At 71.9% G+C, this 16676-nt stretch carries 15 protein-coding genes and 2 tRNA genes; 8 read left to right on the top strand and 9 right to left on the bottom strand.

What is annotated here, in order from left to right:
* Positions 1-88 precede the first annotated feature (88 nt).
* The gene (locus LG396_RS39985) at positions 89-625 is read left to right on the top strand and encodes a hypothetical protein (RefSeq protein WP_372483626.1); all 537 of its coding nucleotides are present in this window, start codon (positions 89-91) and stop codon (positions 623-625) included.
* 444 nt (positions 626-1069) lie between these two features.
* The gene (locus LG396_RS34975) at positions 1070-3598 is read left to right on the top strand and encodes an ATP-dependent Clp protease ATP-binding subunit (protein ID WP_018839279.1); all 2529 of its coding nucleotides are present in this window, start codon (positions 1070-1072) and stop codon (positions 3596-3598) included.
* A 197-nt stretch (positions 3599-3795) separates the two neighbouring features.
* Here LG396_RS34975 and LG396_RS34970 read toward each other — a convergent pair whose 3' ends face one another.
* Positions 3796-4356 carry a TetR/AcrR family transcriptional regulator gene (locus LG396_RS34970; protein WP_100300546.1) on the bottom strand — a complete coding sequence of 187 codons (561 nt, stop codon included), beginning with the start codon at positions 4354-4356 and terminating at the stop codon, positions 3796-3798.
* A gap of 102 nt (positions 4357-4458) precedes the next feature.
* Between LG396_RS34970 and LG396_RS34965 the strand changes: the two genes are divergently transcribed.
* From LG396_RS34965 to LG396_RS34955, 3 genes are all read left to right on the top strand, one after another.
* The gene (locus LG396_RS34965) at positions 4459-6051 is read left to right on the top strand and encodes an MDR family MFS transporter (protein WP_225797805.1); all 1593 of its coding nucleotides are present in this window, start codon (positions 4459-4461) and stop codon (positions 6049-6051) included.
* 237 nt (positions 6052-6288) lie between these two features.
* Complete coding sequence (locus tag LG396_RS34960; protein ID WP_018844544.1) at positions 6289-6675, top strand: helix-turn-helix transcriptional regulator; 387 nt, start codon at positions 6289-6291, stop codon at positions 6673-6675.
* 59 nt (positions 6676-6734) lie between these two features.
* The gene (locus LG396_RS34955; protein WP_018839275.1) at positions 6735-7175 is read left to right on the top strand and encodes a VOC family protein; all 441 of its coding nucleotides are present in this window, start codon (positions 6735-6737) and stop codon (positions 7173-7175) included.
* A gap of 66 nt (positions 7176-7241) precedes the next feature.
* On the opposite strand, the gene LG396_RS34950 is transcribed toward LG396_RS34955, so the two are convergent.
* From LG396_RS34950 to LG396_RS34915, 8 genes are all read right to left on the bottom strand, one after another.
* On the bottom strand, positions 7242-8198 hold the full coding sequence (locus tag LG396_RS34950) for an iron-sulfur binding domain-containing protein (protein WP_018839274.1): 957 nt from the start codon (positions 8196-8198) through the stop codon (positions 7242-7244).
* 94 nt (positions 8199-8292) lie between these two features.
* Entirely contained in the window at positions 8293-8898 is a 606-nt protein-coding gene (locus LG396_RS34945) for a response regulator transcription factor (protein ID WP_100300550.1), read from the bottom strand.
* Positions 8895-10334 (bottom strand): sensor histidine kinase, encoded by a 1440-nt coding sequence (locus LG396_RS34940; protein ID WP_372483625.1) that lies wholly within the window; start codon positions 10332-10334, stop codon positions 8895-8897. The genes LG396_RS34945 and LG396_RS34940 overlap by 4 nt, the downstream gene beginning before the upstream one ends.
* Complete coding sequence (locus tag LG396_RS34935; RefSeq protein WP_018839271.1) at positions 10331-11152, bottom strand: ABC transporter permease; 822 nt, start codon at positions 11150-11152, stop codon at positions 10331-10333. The genes LG396_RS34940 and LG396_RS34935 overlap by 4 nt, the downstream gene beginning before the upstream one ends.
* Positions 11149-12174 (bottom strand): ABC transporter ATP-binding protein, encoded by a 1026-nt coding sequence (locus tag LG396_RS34930; protein WP_037743714.1) that lies wholly within the window; start codon positions 12172-12174, stop codon positions 11149-11151. Before LG396_RS34930 ends, LG396_RS34935 begins: the two co-directional genes overlap by 4 nt.
* A 129-nt stretch (positions 12175-12303) precedes the next feature.
* Positions 12304-12376 (bottom strand) — tRNA-Gly (locus LG396_RS34925).
* Between the two features lie 73 nt (positions 12377-12449).
* Positions 12450-12521, bottom strand: a tRNA-Gly gene (locus LG396_RS34920).
* Between the two features lie 166 nt (positions 12522-12687).
* Entirely contained in the window at positions 12688-13005 is a 318-nt protein-coding gene (locus tag LG396_RS34915) for a histone-like nucleoid-structuring protein Lsr2 (protein WP_027745315.1), read from the bottom strand.
* 325 nt (positions 13006-13330) lie between these two features.
* Here LG396_RS34915 and purS point away from each other — a divergent pair, with 325 nt between their 5' ends.
* The 3 genes from purS to purL all read left to right on the top strand — a co-directional run bounded on the left by purS (position 13331) and on the right by purL (position 16621).
* Positions 13331-13600 (top strand): phosphoribosylformylglycinamidine synthase subunit PurS, encoded by a 270-nt coding sequence (gene purS / locus LG396_RS34910; RefSeq protein ID WP_018839268.1) that lies wholly within the window; start codon positions 13331-13333, stop codon positions 13598-13600.
* Positions 13597-14277: a phosphoribosylformylglycinamidine synthase subunit PurQ gene (gene purQ, locus LG396_RS34905; protein WP_018839267.1), complete on the top strand. Its 681-nt coding sequence runs from the start codon at positions 13597-13599 to the stop codon at positions 14275-14277. The genes purS and purQ overlap by 4 nt, the downstream gene beginning before the upstream one ends.
* Positions 14278-14371: 94 nt before the next feature.
* Positions 14372-16621, top strand: coding sequence for a phosphoribosylformylglycinamidine synthase subunit PurL (purL, locus tag LG396_RS34900; RefSeq protein WP_225797803.1), 2250 nt, complete (start codon positions 14372-14374; stop codon positions 16619-16621).
* Positions 16622-16676 lie beyond the last annotated feature (55 nt).

Genomic DNA, 16676 nt, shown 5'->3' with positions numbered 1-16676 from the left:
CCGGACGGCGTCTTCGACGTCCTCGACGCCATAGGCGTCATCTCCTACGCCATCCCCGTCCACGACTCCGCCCCCGCGGCCGGCTTCGGTGCCCACGGGCAGCCGCACCGCGGGGAGCCGCGCCAGCGCCGCCCGGCCGGGCGGGCGCAACCACAGCGTCGGCGGCCAGCTCCGTACCGCCGCCGGCGCCGCGCTCAGGTCCAGCGGGATGCCGCCCCATTCCAGCCAGTCCAGCAGCCCCGGCAGCTCCGCCGCGCCGCCCTCGGCGATCAGGAAGCGCATCCGGCCGCCGGTCAGCCCCACGGGCCCCGTGGCCGGCCGCCTGCGCAGCACCGCCCAGCCGGCCTCCGCGGGCATCTCCAGCACGTCGCAGCGCAGCGCCCCGGCTGACAGTCCGCCCGCCGCGGGCGCCCCCGCGGAGCCCGCCGCAGCCCTTGTCCCGGAGCCCGCCGCAGCACCGGTCGCCGTGCCCGTCGCGGAGCCCGCCGCAGCGCCTGCCGCGGCCCTCGTGCCGCCCGTCCCCGTACCCGACCCGTTCCGGCCGCGCGCGCCGCTTCCGCCCGCCGGGCCGGGTCTGCCCTGCGGGCCGGTCTGGCGCGGGATCACGGAACCGGTCACGCCCTGAGCAACGCGGTCGCGCCCGCGTTGGTTACGACATGTGTCATCCCGGTCGCATAGCGCGCTTCTTCTTCCCCGCATCGGCGTCCACAGACGTTCCGCCGTGTTCGCCGTCAGCGCAGGGAAGAGGCCGGAAAATCTGATGGCACCGCCCGCAGTGCGGGTAAGACTTGGCTAGTGGCGCTGGTGAGAGCGGTGGCTTGGCAGGCTTCGGCGGGTGGCGTTCGCCATGGGCGTAGCGGCATTGAGAGTATTCGCCTGGCCTGCGGGAACATCGTCTCGCACCATCAGGTTGGAGCAGTAGTCGGATGTCCGGTGCAGGAGACTGACGGAGTCAGGGTCCGGGTGTCGACAGTTGGAATGAGCGGTCCCCGCTTGCGGGACTAAGCTGCGGAAGGACAGGGAGGGGAACGTCCCCGATCTGCCTGACCGCTCTGAGGAGCGATTAACGATGTTCGAGAGGTTCACCGACCGCGCGCGGCGGGTTGTCGTCCTGGCTCAGGAAGAAGCCCGGATGCTCAACCACAACTACATCGGCACCGAGCACATCCTCCTGGGCCTGATCCACGAGGGTGAGGGTGTCGCCGCAAAGGCCCTGGAGAGCCTCGGGATCTCGCTCGAGGCGGTCCGCCAGCAGGTGGAGGAGATCATCGGCCAGGGCCAGCAGGCCCCGTCCGGCCACATCCCCTTCACCCCCCGGGCCAAGAAGGTCCTGGAGCTGTCGCTCCGCGAGGCGCTTCAGCTCGGGCACAACTACATCGGCACCGAGCACATCCTGCTCGGCCTCATCCGCGAGGGCGAGGGCGTCGCCGCCCAGGTCCTCGTGAAGCTGGGCGCCGATCTGAACCGGGTGCGGCAGCAGGTCATCCAGCTGCTCTCCGGTTACCAGGGCGGCAAGGAGACCGCCACCGCCGGCGGCCCCGCGGAGGGCACGCCGTCGACGTCCCTGGTGCTCGACCAGTTCGGCCGGAACCTCACGCAGGCGGCCCGCGAGTCCAAGCTCGACCCGGTCATCGGGCGCGAGAAGGAGATCGAGCGGGTCATGCAGGTGCTGTCCCGCCGTACGAAGAACAACCCCGTGCTCATCGGCGAGCCCGGCGTCGGCAAGACCGCCGTCGTCGAGGGCCTGGCGCAGGCCATCGTCAAGGGCGAGGTGCCCGAGACCCTGAAGGACAAGCACCTCTACACCCTGGACCTCGGCGCGCTGGTCGCGGGCTCCCGCTACCGCGGTGACTTCGAGGAGCGCCTGAAGAAGGTGCTCAAGGAGATCCGCACCCGCGGCGACATCATCCTGTTCATCGACGAGCTGCACACCCTGGTGGGCGCGGGGGCCGCCGAGGGCGCGATCGACGCGGCGAGCATCCTCAAGCCGATGCTGGCCCGCGGCGAGCTGCAGACCATCGGCGCCACGACGCTCGACGAGTACCGGAAGCACCTGGAGAAGGACGCGGCCCTGGAGCGCCGCTTCCAGCCGATCCAGGTCGCGGAGCCGTCGCTGCAGCACACGATCGAGATCCTCAAGGGTCTGCGCGACCGGTACGAGGCGCACCACCGCGTGTCCATCACGGACGCCGCCCTGGTCGCCGCGGCCCAGCTCGCCGACCGGTACATCTCCGACCGCTTCCTGCCGGACAAGGCGATCGACCTGATCGACGAGGCGGGCTCGCGGATGCGCATCCGCCGGATGACCGCGCCGCCGGACCTGCGGGAGTTCGACGAGAAGATCGCCGACGTGCGGCGCGAGAAGGAGTCCGCGATCGACTCGCAGGACTTCGAGCTGGCCGCAGGGCTGCGCGACAAGGAGAAGCAGCTCCTGGCGCAGAAGGCGCAGCGGGAGAAGGAGTGGAAGGCCGGCGACATGGACGTCGTCGCCGAGGTGGACGAGGAGCTCATCGCCGAGGTCCTGGCCACCGCCACCGGCATCCCGGTCTTCAAGCTGACCGAGGAGGAGTCCTCGCGGCTGCTGCGCATGGAGGACGAGCTGCACAAGCGCGTCATCGGGCAGGAGGACGCCATCAAGGCGCTCTCCCAGGCCATCCGGCGTACGCGGGCGGGCCTGAAGGACCCGAAGCGCCCCGGCGGTTCGTTCATCTTCGCCGGCCCGTCCGGCGTCGGTAAGACGGAGCTGTCGAAGACGCTGGCGGAGTTCCTCTTCGGCGACGAGGACGCGCTCATCCAGCTCGACATGTCGGAGTTCAGCGAGAAGCACACCGTCTCGCGGCTGTTCGGCTCCCCGCCCGGCTACGTCGGGTACGAGGAGGGCGGCCAGCTGACGGAGAAGGTGCGCCGGAAGCCGTTCTCGGTCGTCCTCTTCGACGAGGTCGAGAAGGCCCACCCGGACATCTTCAACTCGCTGCTGCAGATCCTGGAGGACGGCCGCCTGACCGACTCCCAGGGCCGGGTCGTGGACTTCAAGAACACGATCATCATCATGACGACCAACCTCGGCACCAAGGACATCTCCAAGGGCTTCGGCCTGGGGTTCGCCGCCGGGGGCGACGTCAAGACCGGCTACGAGCGGATGAAGTCGAAGGTCAGCGAGGAGCTCAAGCAGCACTTCCGGCCGGAGTTCCTCAACCGTGTGGACGACATCGTGGTCTTCCACCAGCTGACCCGGGACGACATCATCGAGATCGTCGACCTGCGGCTGGCCGAGCTGGACAACCGGCTCAAGGACCGCGACATGGCCATCGAGCTGTCCACCGAGGCCAAGGACCTGCTGTCCAAGCGGGGCTTCGACCCGGTGCTGGGCGCCCGGCCGCTGCGCCGCGCGATCCAGCGGGAGATCGAGGACGTGCTCTCGGAGAAGATCCTCTTCGGCGAGCTGCGCCCGGGCCACATCGTGGTGGTCGACACCGAGGGCGAGGGTGACGACGCGACGTTCACCTTCCGCGGCGAGGAGAAGTCGGCGCTGCCCGACGCCCCGCCGGTCGACGCCGCCGCCGGCGGCGCGGGCCCGAACCTGAGCAAGGAGGCGTGAGCCCGTAGCGGCTCGGCTTCCGCCGTACGACGCAGAGCCGCCCCGGACCGTGTGGTCCGGGGCGGCTCTGCGTGTACGTGCCGGGTGCGCCCGGGTGCGTAGGGGAGAGGCCTGCGGGAGGCGTACGGAGCGGTGCGTACGGGCGCGTACGTGACGCCCGTGCGGGCAGCGGCGCGGTACGCCGTGCCGTCTCCGGGTCAGCCCTTGTAGCCCGCCGTCACCAGCTCCTGCGCGACCTCCAGGCAGGCGAGGCGCTTCTCCTCCGGGTCGCCCTTGGCGTCGGCCAGGGCGAACATCCCGGCGTGCATGGTGAAGATCGCGGCGACGCTGCGGGCCTGGTCCTTCAGGTCGGCGTCCTTGTCGCGCAGCATGCCGATGATGTCGCCCATGCGCGCCTTGAAGGTTTCGCCGAGGCTCAGCTCGCGGATGCTCGCCTGGTTCTCCTGCATGAACCGGAAGAGGGTGCTGCCGCCGGAGAGCAGCGCGCTGTACCGCGCCAGCAGCTCCAGCCTGGTCTCCAGCGTGGCCGGCTGGTCGCGCCCCCAGGCGATCAGCTCGTCGACCCGCGCGAAGTGGTCCTCGACCAGGCTGACGAGGATGTCCTCCTTGGTCTTGAAGTGGTAGTAGAGCGCGGCCTTCGTGACGTCGAGCTGTTCGGCGATCTCGCGCAGGGAAGTCTTGTCATAACCCTTGTCGGCGAAGAGCTCCAGTGCCACGTCCTGGATGCGCTGGCGGGTGTCGCCCCTGGTCGTCCCCATGATCCCTGCTTCCGTCAGATACTTACTTGACGCCCGGCAAGTAGCGGCGTACGTTCTCATGGTACCCACTAGCCGGGCGGCAAGTAAGTAGGGAGAGGGCCCATGGCGGAGACCAAGGATCAGGAGGCGGTTCCAGCACCGCCGCGCAACGTCAGGGTGATCATGCTCGGCCTGATGATCACCATGATGCTCGCGATGCTCGACAACCTGATCGTCGGCACCGCGATGCCCACGATCGTCGGCGAGCTCGGCGGCCTGGACCACCTCGCCTGGGTGGTCACCGCGTACACCCTGGCCATCGCCGTCTCCACGCCGCTGTGGGGCAAGTTCGGTGACCTCTACGGCCGCAAGGGCATCTTCATGTCCTCCATAGTCGTCTTCCTGATCGGCTCCGCGCTCTCCGGCATGGCCCAGGACATGGGCCAGCTCATCGCCTTCCGCGCGATCCAGGGCCTGGGCGGCGGCGGTCTCATCGTCGGCGTCATGGCGATCATCGGCGACCTCGTACCGCCCCGCGAGCGCGGCCGGTACCAGGGCATGATGGCCGCCGTCATGGGCATCGCGACCATCGGCGGCCCGCTGGTCGGTGGGACGATCACCGACCACCTCGGCTGGCGCTGGGCGTTCTACATCAACCTGCCCCTGGGCGCCGTCTCGCTCTTCGTCATCTCGACGGTCCTGCACCTGCCGAAGAAGCGCATCAAGGCCCGCGTGGACTACACGGGAGCAGCCCTGCTCTCGATCGGGCTGACCGCGCTGGTGCTCGTGACCTCCTGGGGCGGTACGGAGTACGACTGGGGGTCGGTGCAGATCGTCGGCCTGTCCGTGCTCGGCGCCGCCTCGCTCGCGGCCTTCGGCTGGGCCGAGACCCGCGCCGCGGAACCGATCATCCCGCTGCGCATCTTCCGCAACGGCAACTTCACGCTGATGAACGTGATCGGCTTCATCGTCGGCTTCGTGATGTTCGGCGGCGTCACTTTCCTGCCGCTGTTCCAGCAGAGCGTCCAGGGTGCCTCGGCCACCAACTCCGGGCTGCTGCTCCTGCCGATGATGCTGCCCGTCATGGTCGTCTCGCTCTTCGTCGGCCGGGCCGTGACCAAGACCGGGCGCTACAGGATGTACCCGATCATCGGCGGCGCCGCCCTGACCGTCGGGCTGTACCTGCTGTCCACGATGGGCACCGACACCTCCCGCCTGACCTCCGGTCTCTACATGGCGGTGATGGGCGCCGGACTCGGCTTCATGATCCAGATGTCGATGCTCGTCGGGCAGAACAGCCTGGAGATGCGCGACATGGGCGCCGGCAGCTCGACGATCACCCTGACCCGCACCATCGGCGGCTCCTTCGGCGTCGCGCTGATGGGCGCGATCTTCAGCAGCCGGGTCGCCGACACGATGGCCGAGGAGACCGGGCCCGCGGGCGAGAAGGCGGTGGGCGGCGGGCAGTTGACCCCCGAGCTGATCGAGCAACTGCCGACGCACATCAAGGACGGGTACCTGAGCGCCGTCTCGAACGGCACCCACCAGGTCTTCCTGTGGGGTACCGCGGTCGCGGTGCTCGCGTTCCTCGCCTCGTGGTTCGTCAAGGAGGTCCCGCTGCGCGGGGCCGCCCCGGCGAAAGAGGACGCCGGACCGGCCGGGGACGCCGGTCCGGGCTCCGCGCAAGCGGAGGCGGAGGCCCCGGTGAAGGTCTGAGCGGACCGGGGCCCCCGATGGCGGGCCGTGCGCCTCCGGCGGTAGCGGGCGGGGGGCGCGCGGCCCGTCCGTGCGTTCACGGCCTTCCCGAGGATCTTTGCCCCCGCGTACGGGCCCTCCCTGCCCCGTCCGTGCGTACGGGCCGGAGGCCGGCGGCGGTCCGCTGTCAGTGGCGCGTGCCATGCTCGAAGAGTGCTTCGCCCCGATCTGCGCGCACTGCGCAGCGCCAAGGACGCCATGGACCGCGACTGGGCCGACCCGACGGTCGACCTGGACGCGGTGGCGACGCACGCCGGCTACTCCCGGTACCACTTCATCCGCGCCTTCAAGGCCGCCTACGGCGAGACTCCCGGCCAGTACCTGACGCGCCGCCGCCTGGAGCGCGCGGAGCACCTACTGCGCACGTGCAACCTCTCCGTCACCGAGGTCTGCCACCTGGTCGGCTTCTCCGCCCTCGGCACGTTCTCCGCGAGCTTCAAGCGGCGTACGGGGCTCTCCCCGAGCGCGTACCGCGACGCGCACGTGGGCCGCGGGACCGCGCTCATACCCGGCTGCTTCGCGCTGCTGTGGGCCGGCGGGTTCGACCCGCGGATCAGGGAGCGCAACTCTGAGGAAGCGGGCTGAGGCCGCGCCCGCCTAGCGTGGCCGCAGTACCGAAGCACCACCCCACCAGGGAGAACGCCATGATCACGAACCTGGCCATCACCACCGTCTGGACCACCGATCAGGAGCGCAGCCGCGACTTCTTCGCCGACAAACTCGGCTTCGAGGTCCGCGACGACATCGAGATGGGGGAGGGCATGCGCTGGATCACGGTCGGGGTCCCCGGCCAGCCGGACGTCATGCTGGCCCTCATGCGGACCACGGGGCCCGGCCTCGACCCGGAGTCGGCCGAGGCGCTGACGACGCTCGTCAGCAAGGGCGTGCTGGGCGCCGGCGCGTTCCACACCGACGACTGCCGGGCGACGTACGAGAAGCTGCGGGAGCGGGGCGTGGACTTCATCCAGGAGCCGCAGGAGCGGCCGTACGGAACCGAGGCGATCTTCCGTGACGACAGCGGCAACTGGTACTCGCTGACGCAGCGTCAGGAGGGCGGGCTGGACCACAGCAAGCCCTGGGCCTGACGCCGAGCGCGCCCGCCCGCCGGCGGCGGCGGGCGCGCCGTCCGCTGTCCGGGGAGGCGGCGGCCGTCAGCTCTGCGGCAGCCGGTACAGACCGTCGGCCAGCGGTTCCACCAGGCCGTCCGACACCAGGCTGTCCAGCGCCCGCGCCCGCTGCACCGGCTCGTGCCACACGGCGTCCAGCCGCTGCTGCGGCACCGGCCCGTCCGCGTCCCGCAGCACCGCCAGCAGCCGACCGCGCACCTGCCGGTCCGTGCCCGCGTACGACTGCGTGCGGCGCGGCGGGCCCGCATGCGCGGGGTGTCCGGCGAGCCGCCAGGCGCACAGCGTCGCCACCGGGCAGTTGCCGCAGTCGGGCTTGCGGGCCGTGCAGACGAGCGCGCCCAGCTCCATCGTCGCGGCGCCCCAGCGGGCCGCCTCGGCGTCCTCGTCGGGCAGCAACTCGCGTGCGACGCGGCGCTCCACGGCGGTCGTCGCGCCGGGCGGGAACTCGGTGCCGCCGACCAGCCGGGCGTAGACCCGGCGGACGTTGGTGTCGAGCACGGCGTGCCGCTGCCCGTACGCGAAGGAGGCGACGGCGGCCGCGGTGTACTCGCCGATGCCGGGCAGCGCGAGGAGCTGCGGGTGCCGCTTGGGCACGTCGCCGTTGTGCCGTTCCTTTATGGCGGTGGCGGCGGCGTGCAGCCGCAGGGCGCGGCGCGGGTAGCCGAGCCGGCCCCAGGCCCGCACGGCCTCGCCGGGTGCCTCGGCGGCCAGGTCGGCGGGGCGGGGCCAGCGCTTCAGCCACTGCGTGTAGACGGGGAGCACGCGGCTCACCGGCGTCTGCTGCAGCATGAACTCGCTGACCATGACGCCCCACGGGCCGGCTTCCGGCCGGCGCCACGGCAGGTCGCGGGCGTGCTCGTGGAACCACTGGAGGACTGGCCCGTGCAGCGCCGCGGGCTCGGGCGCAGACGCGGGCGCGTGGGCGGGCGCGGCGCCGGCGGAGGCGGGCGCGGATGCGGTACTTGCTGTGGTCGCAGTCATGGCACCCCTGATCCTGGCACAGAAAGGGGCGGGGCCCCGGGCAGCGCCAGGGGCCTTGCGTGTTGTGCCGCGGGGAGGTGCGGAGCGGGCGGTCTCACAGCCAGCCGCGCTCCCTCGCCAGCCGGGCCGCCGCGTGCCGGTTCTCCGCGTCGAGCTTCGTCATCGCCGACGACAGGTAGTTCCGCACCGTCCCCGGCGTCAGCGACGCGCGCCGGGCGATGTCCGAGACCGGGGCGCCGTCCGCCGCCAGCTCCAGCACCTCCGCCTCCCGCGGCGTCAGCGGGGAGTCGCCCGCCGCGATGGCGTCCGCCGCCAGCTCCGGGTCCACGTACCGGCCGCCCCCGTGCACCGTGCGGATCACCTCCGCCAGCCGCTGCGCCGAGACCGTCTTGGGCACGAATCCCCGCACCCCCGCGGACAGCGCCTGCTTCAGCGCGCCCGGGCGCCCGTGGCTGGTGACGATCATCGCCGCGCAGCCGGGCGCCGCCGTACGCAGCGAAGCCGCCACGGCGACGCCGTCGAGCCCGGGCATCTGCAGGTCCAGCACGGCGACGTCCGGCTGGTGGGCGCGGGCCATGGCCAGCGCCTCGTCGCCGCCGGCCGCCTCGGCGACGACCGTGAGGTCGTCCTCCAGGGCGAGCAGCGCGGCCAGCGCGCCGCGGATGAGGTGCTCGTCGTCGGCGAGCAGGACGCGGATCACGACGCCTCCAGGTCGATACGGGCCGCGAGCCGGAACCGCCCGCCGGTCCTGCGCTGTGCGCTCAGCGTGCCGCCGACGGCCGCCAGCCGCTCCCGCAGCCCGGTGAGCCCGGCGCCGTCGGCGGGGGTGCCGGGCTCGGAGTCCTGGGCGCCGTCGTTGTCCATGACGAGTTCCGCCGCGCCGTCCGCGGCCCGCAGGATGATCGTGCACATACGGGCGTCCGCGTGCCGCAGCACGTTCGTCGTGCCCTCGCGGACCACCCACGCCAGCGCCGACTGCGCCCCCTCCGGCACCACGACCCGCCTGCCCGGGGCCGTCAGGTCCGTCTCGTCCACCGCGCAGTCGACCCCGGCCGCGCGCAGTACGGCGCGGGCGCCGGCCAGCTCGGCGTGCAGGTCGGCGGCGCGGTAGCCGCGTACGACCGCGCGGATCTCGCGCTGCGACTCCTGCGCGACGCGCTGCACCTCGGCCATCTGGTCCGCGGCCTCGGGCCGGCCGCGCTGCGCGAGCTGGACCGCCAGCTCGCTCTTGAGCGCCATGACGGCGAGGTTGCGCCCCAGGACGTCGTGCAGGTCGCGGCCGAAGCGCAGCCGCTCCTCGGCGACGGCCAGCCGCGCCTGCGCGGCGCGTGCGGCGTCGAGTTCGTCGACGAGCTTCACGCCCCACGCGGAGGCGCGGTAGGTGAGCCCCATGAAGGGCGCGCCCAGCGCCGTGGTGGCCGCGGTGACGGCGAGCCACTGCTCGCGCGGCCCGACGACCGCCGCGGCCAGCAGCGTGGCCGCGCACAGCGCCGTGACGACGATCCCGCTCGTGCGCAGCGGCAGCGCCAGCACCACGGGCCCGGCGGCGAACATCAGCACCCACACCAGGAACGGCCCCAGCTCCGCCGGATCCAGCCGGTCCGCGGCGCGCAGCGCGAGGGCGGCGGCCAGCAGCGCCGAGACGATGGCGAGGTGCAGGGCGACCAGCCGGCCGGTGGGCCCCGCGGCGCCGAGGAAGGGGGCGGTGAGGGAGAGCTTGATCTGCATCGTGAGGTGCGCGAGGAGCAGCACGACCACGACGGCGAACGGGACCGTGCCCATGCCGTCGCGGGTGTTGCTCAGCCACACGCCGATCAGCACGGCCTCGAAGAGCGCGAGGAAGTACATGGTGGAGACGGTGTAGTGGCGCCAGCGCTCGGGCCCGCTCATGCGCCGTGCGCGCTGCAGCCAGCGCAGTACGCCGCCTCCCGGCCCGGCCTCCGCGGCCGGGCCCGCGGTCGGCTCGGGGTCCCGGAAGGGGCCCGCGTCCGCATCCGGCTCGGCCATCCCGTACGTCACCTCCGCCCCGCTCGTCCTGCGCGCCCCGCCCGCTCCACCCGGCGTGATCGCCGCGTACGGCCGTACCGTACGCCCACCGTCTGCCGGCGGCCGCACGACCGCGCGTGCCCCGCTCACGCGCGCGGCTCCCACCGGAACCACCGGCGCACCGCCCACGCCCCCGCGGCCGTCCACGCCACCGCCACGACGAGCGCCTCGAGGACGGCGCCGCCGCCCAGCTCCCCGGTCCAGCCGCCGCGCACCAGCTCCACCACCGGCGACAGCGGCAGCCGCTGCGCCACCTCGGCGACCGAGTCCGGCAGCACCTCGAACGGCACGAACAGCCCCGAGCCGAACATCGACACCAGCAGCAGCGGCATGCTCGTCAACTGTGCACTCTCGGCCGACTTTGTCACCGCCGCGGTCGCCGCGGCCAGCACCGTCAGCATCGCCATCCCCAGCAGCACCCCCAGCACCGCCAGATGCGGCGCTTCGGGCGCGGGCGAGTCCATTGCCAGGCTCACGGTGACGGCCAGCACCAGGCACTGTGCCAGGGCCACGCACAGGGCGGGCAGCGCGGCGCCGGCGAGGAGTTCGCGGTCGGTGAGCAGGCCGGTGCGCAGCCGCTTGAGGACGAGTTCCTCGCGGCGGGCGACGTAGACGATGACGAGGTTCGCGTAGACCACGAAGATCAGCGCGAAGACGATTGCGCTCGGCAGCACCACGGTGGCCGCGGTGAGGCCGGTGTCGGACAGGTCCAGCTCCTCGACCGTCGACCGGGTCGCGAACGCGAAGCCCGCCGGGGTGACCAGGGCGCCGAAGAGCACCAGCTTGCTGCGCCACATCAGCGTCAGCTCGGCCCGCCCGATCGCGGCCAGCCGGGCGAGCGGGCCCGGGACGTCGGCGGCGCGGTCGTCGAGGTGCGGCTGCGGGCCGGCGGTGGTGGTGGCGGTCATCGGGCGTTCCTCTCGTCGGTACGGACCACGTCGGCGGCGCGCGCCGCGGGCGGCCCGGCGCCCTTCTCGCGCCGCTTGGCTGCCCCCGCCCTGCGGTCGTCCTCCGCGGCGCCCGCGATCTTCAGGAACGCCTCCTCCAGCGACGCCGAGCGGGCGTCCAGACCCGCCAGCTCCACGCCGTTGTCCTGCGCCCACAGCAGCAGCCCGGTCAGCGTCCGCTGCAGCGCGTCCGTACGCAGCCGTACGCTCGTCCCCGCCAGCTCGTGCCCCGTCACGCCCAGGGCGGGCAGCGGCGGCAGGTCGCCCGGCAGCCAGCCGACCGGCAGCCGGAACGAGACGGTGGCCGGGTGGGCGCCGACGATCTCCTCGACGGTGCCGGCCGCGGCGATCCGCCCGCCGGCCATGATCGCCAGCCGGTCCGCCAGCTCCTGCGCCTCCTCCAGGTAGTGCGTGGTGAGCAGCACCGTTGTGCCGCCGGCGCGCAGTTCGCGCACCAGCTCCCACGTCGCGTGCCGCCCCTCGGCGTCGAGGCCGGTGGTCGGCTCGTCGAGGAAGAGCACCTCGGGCCGGCCGAGCAGCGCGAGCGCCAGGTCCAGGCGCCGCCGCTCGCCGCCGGACAACTGCGACACCCGTACGTCCCGCCGGTCGGAGAGCCCGACCAGTTCCAGCGCCTCCGCGACAGGGCGGGGCCGCGCGGTGCAGCCGGCCCACATCCTTACCGTCTCGGCGGCCGTGAGCTGCGAGGGCATCCCGCCCTCCTGGAGCATCACGCCGGTGTACGGGCGTACGCGCCCGCGCTCGCGGTACGGGTCGCGCCCCAGCACCCGCACCTCGCCCCCGCTGGGCTCCGCCAGCCCCTCCAGCAGCTCGACGGTGGAGGTCTTGCCGGCGCCGTTGGTGCCGAGCAGGGCGAACAACTCGCCCCGGCGGACGGCGAAGTCGACGCCCCGCACCGCCTCGAAGTCCCCGTACGTGCGCCGCAGCCCTGCGGCGCTGATCACGTTCTCCTGTGCACTGACCATGTCTTCAGGCTTCCGCCGCCGCGGCCGCGGGTGCAGTGCACGCTGTCATCGGACGCGATGACAGATGTCATGGCGGCGGACTTCCGGGAACACGAAAAGGGCCCCGGCCGAAGCCGGGGCCCTCCACTGAGCGGACGACGAGATTCGAACTCGCGACCCTCACCTTGGCAAGGTGATGCTCTACCAACTGAGCCACGTCCGCGTGCATCCGAACGACTCTCATCGTCCGGCGCGTGCTCCACTCTACCCCACAATCAACAGGGCTTCTGTGGCGGAGCGGGTGACAGGAATCGCACACTGCGCCTCCCTCTTGGAAAGAGGGCGCTCTACTACTGAGCTACACCCGCGTGGCCTCGGGGGTTCTCCCCTTGGCGCGTGCCCCGACTCTATCGGATCCCCGGGGGCAGATGGCAAGCCGGGCCGCCGAACGGCCCCAAGACGGCCCGGCGGACGGCCGGATGCGCGGCCGGCGCACGGTTGTACGCGCGGTCGTGCGCGCGACCGGCGGCAGTGTCAGTGGGCGGCTTCGAACGCCTCGTAGACCTTCTTCGGGATGCGCCCTCTGGCCGGCACCTCCATGCCCTGCGACCCGGCCCAGGCGCGCACGGTGGCGGGGTTGGGCGCGATGTCGGTGCGGGTGAACGCCCGGCCCGACGCCGCCTGCTTCCGCCCGGCGCGCAGGAAGGGCGCGAGCGTGCTGCGCAGTTTCTTGGCGTTCGAGGCATTGAGATCGATCTCGTACGACTTCCCGTCGAGTCCGAAGTTGACCGTCTCGGTCGCTTCTCCGCCGTCGATGTCGTCGAAGAGGCTGACCACTACGCGCTGCGCCACGAAACCGGTCCTTCCGTCGGTCGCGCCTGCCGCTTTCCCGCCCGCCGCGCGACCTGCGCGGAAGACCGGGGCTGCGGGAGCGCCGGCTCATTTTTGATCAGTGCTTTACCATTTGTATCGCGACGGATTCAGTTGCGGAAGCCGAGCAAATGGGCCCGCGTGTCACGTCGCAATGCGGACCCTACTTTTATTCGACCCTTTACCCAAGTGGATATCACGGGCGATGCGGAACCGTAACCGGCCCGGCGCATATCTACCCGGGTAGATTTGTCCGCAAGGTACGCTGTCGTCACCGCTTCTTCACAACCCTTACCTGGAGTAGCCAGTGGCCCGCGTCGTAGTCGACGTCATGCTCAAGCCGGAGATCCTCGACCCTCAGGGACAGGCGGTGCAGCGTGCGCTGCCGCGCCTCGGCTTCGCCGGGATCGCCGACGTCCGCCAGGGCAAGCGCTTCGAGCTCGAAGTGGAGGGACCGGTCGACGACGCCGCCCTCGAGCAGATCAACACAATGGCCGAGACGTTCCTTGCGAACACCGTCATCGAGGACTTCACCGTACGTGTCGAGGAAGTCGCGCACCGGGGAGAGGCGAAGTGACCGCTCGTATCGGCGTCGTCACCTTTCCGGGATCTCTCGACGACCGCGACGCGCTGCGGGCGGTTCGGCTGGCGGGCGCCGAGCCGGTCTCGCTCTGGCACCGGGACAAGGATCTGCGGCAGGTCGACGCGGTCGTGCTGCCGGGCGGTTTCAGTTACGGGGACTATCTGCGCGCGGGTGCCATTTCCCGCTTTGCGCCCGTGATGGATACGGTCGTCGAGCAGGCCAGGTCCGGTATGCCGGTCCTCGGCATCTGCAACGGCTTCCAGGTGCTCACGGAAACTCATCTGCTGCCCGGCGCGATGTTGCGCAACAACCACCTCCACTTCATCTGCCGGGACCAGAAGCTCCGGGTGGAGAACGCCGGCACGGCCTGGACCGCCGACTACGCCGCGGGCCAGGACATCCACATCCCGCTCAAGAACATCGACGGCCGGTACACCGCGGACGAACGTACGCTCGACGAGCTGGAGGCGACCGGCCGCGTCGTCTTCCGCTATCTGGACGGCAACCCCAACGGCTCGCTGCGCGACATCGCCGGCATCGCCAACGAGGCGGGCAACGTCGTCGGCCTCATGCCCCACCCCGAGCACGCCGTCGAAGCCCTCGTCGGCACCGGCCGCACCGACGGCCTGGCCTTCTTCACCTCGATCCTCAAGAGGCTGGTCCACGCATGACGCGCACGCCCCTCGACACCGGAACGGCGAGGGAGCGAGTTCGCGCCCTGAGCCACGACCGACTGAACCTCCGCGCGCGAAGGAGCGAGCGAGCGTGACCCTCGACACCGTCAAGCATGCCTCCGGTACGCCCGGCGCCGAGCAGCCCTGGGCCGAACTCGGGCTGAAGCAGAACGAGTACGAGCAGATCCGCGAGATCCTCGGCCGCCGCCCGACCGGTGCCGAACTGGCCATGTATTCGGTCATGTGGTCCGAGCACTGCTCGTACAAGTCGAGCAAGGTGCACCTCAAGCAGTTCGGCGACAAGGCCCCGCCCTCCGACGCCCTCCTCGTCGGCATCGGCGAGCAGGCGGGCGTCGTCGACGTCGGCCAGGGCTACGCCGTCACGTTCAAGGTCGAATCGCACAACCATCCCTCGTACGTGGAGCCCTACCAGGGCGCCGCCACCGGCATCGGCGGCATCGTCCGCGACATCATCGCCATGGGCGCCCGCCCCGTCGCCGTGATGGACCCGCTGCGCTTCGGCGCCGCCGACCACCCCGACACCAAGCGCGTGCTGCCCGGCGTCGTCGCCGGCATCGGCGGCTACGGCAACTGCCTGGGCCTGCCCAACATCGGCGGCGAGGTCGTCTTCGACCCCTGCTACCAGGGCAACCCGCTGGTCAACGCCCTCTGCGTCGGCGTCATGCGACACGAGGACATCCACCTCGCCAAGGCCGCGGGCGTCGGCAACAAGGTCATCCTCTACGGCGCGAGGACCGGCGGCGACGGCATCGGCGGCGCCTCCATCCTGGCCTCCGAGACCTTCGACGACGCCAAGCCCAGCAAGCGCCCCAGCGTCCAGGTCGGCGACCCGTTCCAGGAGAAGCTGCTCATCGAGTGCACCCTGGAGGCGTTCCACGAGGACCTCGTCGTCGGCATCCAGGACCTCGGCGCGGCCGGGCTCTCCTGCGCCACCTCCGAGCTGGCCTCCAACGGCACCGGCGGCATGCGCGTCGAACTCGACGTCGTACCGCTGCGCGACGCGACGCTCTCGCCCGAGGAGATCCTCATGAGCGAGTCGCAGGAGCGGATGTGCGCGGTCGTGGAGCCCGCGAAGGTCGACCGCTTCCTCGCCATCTGCGAGAAGTGGGACGTCACCGCCACCGTCATCGGCGAGGTCACCGACGGCGACCGGCTGGAGATCTACTGGCACGGCGAGCAGATCGTCGACGTACCGCCGCGCACCGTCGCCCATGACGGCCCGGTCTACGAGCGGCCGATGGCCCGCCCCGCCTGGCTCGACGCGCTCCAGGCCGACGACGCCGCGAAGCTCCCGCGCCCCGCGGCGGGCGACGAGTTGCGCGCGCAGGTGCTGCGGCTCGTCGGCTCGCCGAACCAGGCGGACAAGTCGTGGATCACCTCGCAGTACGACCGCTTCGTCCTCGGCAACACGATCCTGGCGCAGCCCGAGGACTCCGGCATGATCCGCATCGACGAGGAGACCGGCCTCGGCGTCGCGCTGGCCACCGACGGCAACGGCCGGTACGCCAAGCTCGACCCGTACGCGGGCGCGCAGCTGGCGCTGGCGGAGTCGTACCGCAACGTCGCCGCCACCGGCGCCCGCCCGCTCGCGGTCACCGACTGCCTCAACTTCCCCTCGCCGGAGGACCCGGCGGGGATGTGGCAGTTCGCCGAGGCGTGCCGCGGCCTGGCCGACGCCTGCCGCACCCTGGGCACGCCGGTCACCGGCGGCAACGTCTCCCTCTACAACCAGACCGGCGACCAGCCGATCCACCCGACGCCGGTCGTCGGCGTGCTCGGCGTGATCGACGACGTGGCGCGGCGCACGCCGATGGCGTTCGCGAAGGAGGGCCAACTGCTCTACCTCCTCGGCGAGACGAAGGAGGAGCTGGGCGGGTCGGCCTGGTCGCAGGTGGTCCACGAGCACCTGGGCGGGCTGCCGCCGGCCGTCGACCTGGAGCGGGAGCGGCTGCTCGCCGAGATCCTGATCTCCGCCTCCCGCGACGGCATGATCGACGCGGCGCACGACCTGTCGGACGGCGGGCTGGTCCAGGCGGTGGTCGAGTCCTGCCTGAAGGGCGGCCACGGCGCGCGGCTGGTGGTGTCCGAGGGGCTGGAGGCGGCGGTGTTCCTGTTCTCGGAGTCGCAGGGGCGCGCGGTGGTCGCGGTGCCGCGGAGCGAGGAGATGCGGTTCACCGACATGTGCGGCGCGCGGGGCCTGCCGGCGGCGCGGATCGGCGTGGTCGACGGGGACGCCGTCGAGGTCCAGGGCCATTTCGGCATTCCGCTGGCGGAGCTGCGGGAGACGTACGAGCGGACGATCCCGGAGCTGTTCGCCTGACCGAAGAACGTGCCGGACGGGGCGGGTGTGCGACCGACCGGTCGCACACCCGCCC

The organism is Streptomyces aculeolatus (assembly GCF_020400605.1).
Taxonomy (GTDB): Bacteria; Actinomycetota; Actinomycetes; order Streptomycetales; family Streptomycetaceae; genus Streptomyces; species Streptomyces aculeolatus.
The sequence above is the reverse complement of the archived record's forward strand: the minus strand, read 5'-3'. Positions and strand labels throughout refer to the sequence as shown.

What these genes read in the sequence shown, in the direction of transcription:
- LG396_RS34975 (WP_018839279.1), top strand. Translation starts at nt 1,070, where the DNA reads ATGTTCGAGAGGTTCACCGACCGCGCGCGGCGGGTTGTCGTCCTGGCT.
- LG396_RS34970 (WP_100300546.1), bottom strand. Translation starts at nt 4,356, where the DNA reads ATGGGGACGACCAGGGGCGACACCCGCCAGCGCATCCAGGACGTGGCA.
- LG396_RS34965 (WP_225797805.1), top strand. Translation starts at nt 4,459, where the DNA reads ATGGCGGAGACCAAGGATCAGGAGGCGGTTCCAGCACCGCCGCGCAAC.
- LG396_RS34960 (WP_018844544.1), top strand. Translation starts at nt 6,289, where the DNA reads ATGGACCGCGACTGGGCCGACCCGACGGTCGACCTGGACGCGGTGGCG.
- LG396_RS34955 (WP_018839275.1), top strand. Translation starts at nt 6,735, where the DNA reads ATGATCACGAACCTGGCCATCACCACCGTCTGGACCACCGATCAGGAG.
- LG396_RS34950 (WP_018839274.1), bottom strand. Translation starts at nt 8,198, where the DNA reads ATGACTGCGACCACAGCAAGTACCGCATCCGCGCCCGCCTCCGCCGGC.
- LG396_RS34935 (WP_018839271.1), bottom strand. Translation starts at nt 11,152, where the DNA reads ATGACCGCCACCACCACCGCCGGCCCGCAGCCGCACCTCGACGACCGC.
- LG396_RS34930 (WP_037743714.1), bottom strand. Translation starts at nt 12,174, where the DNA reads ATGGTCAGTGCACAGGAGAACGTGATCAGCGCCGCAGGGCTGCGGCGC.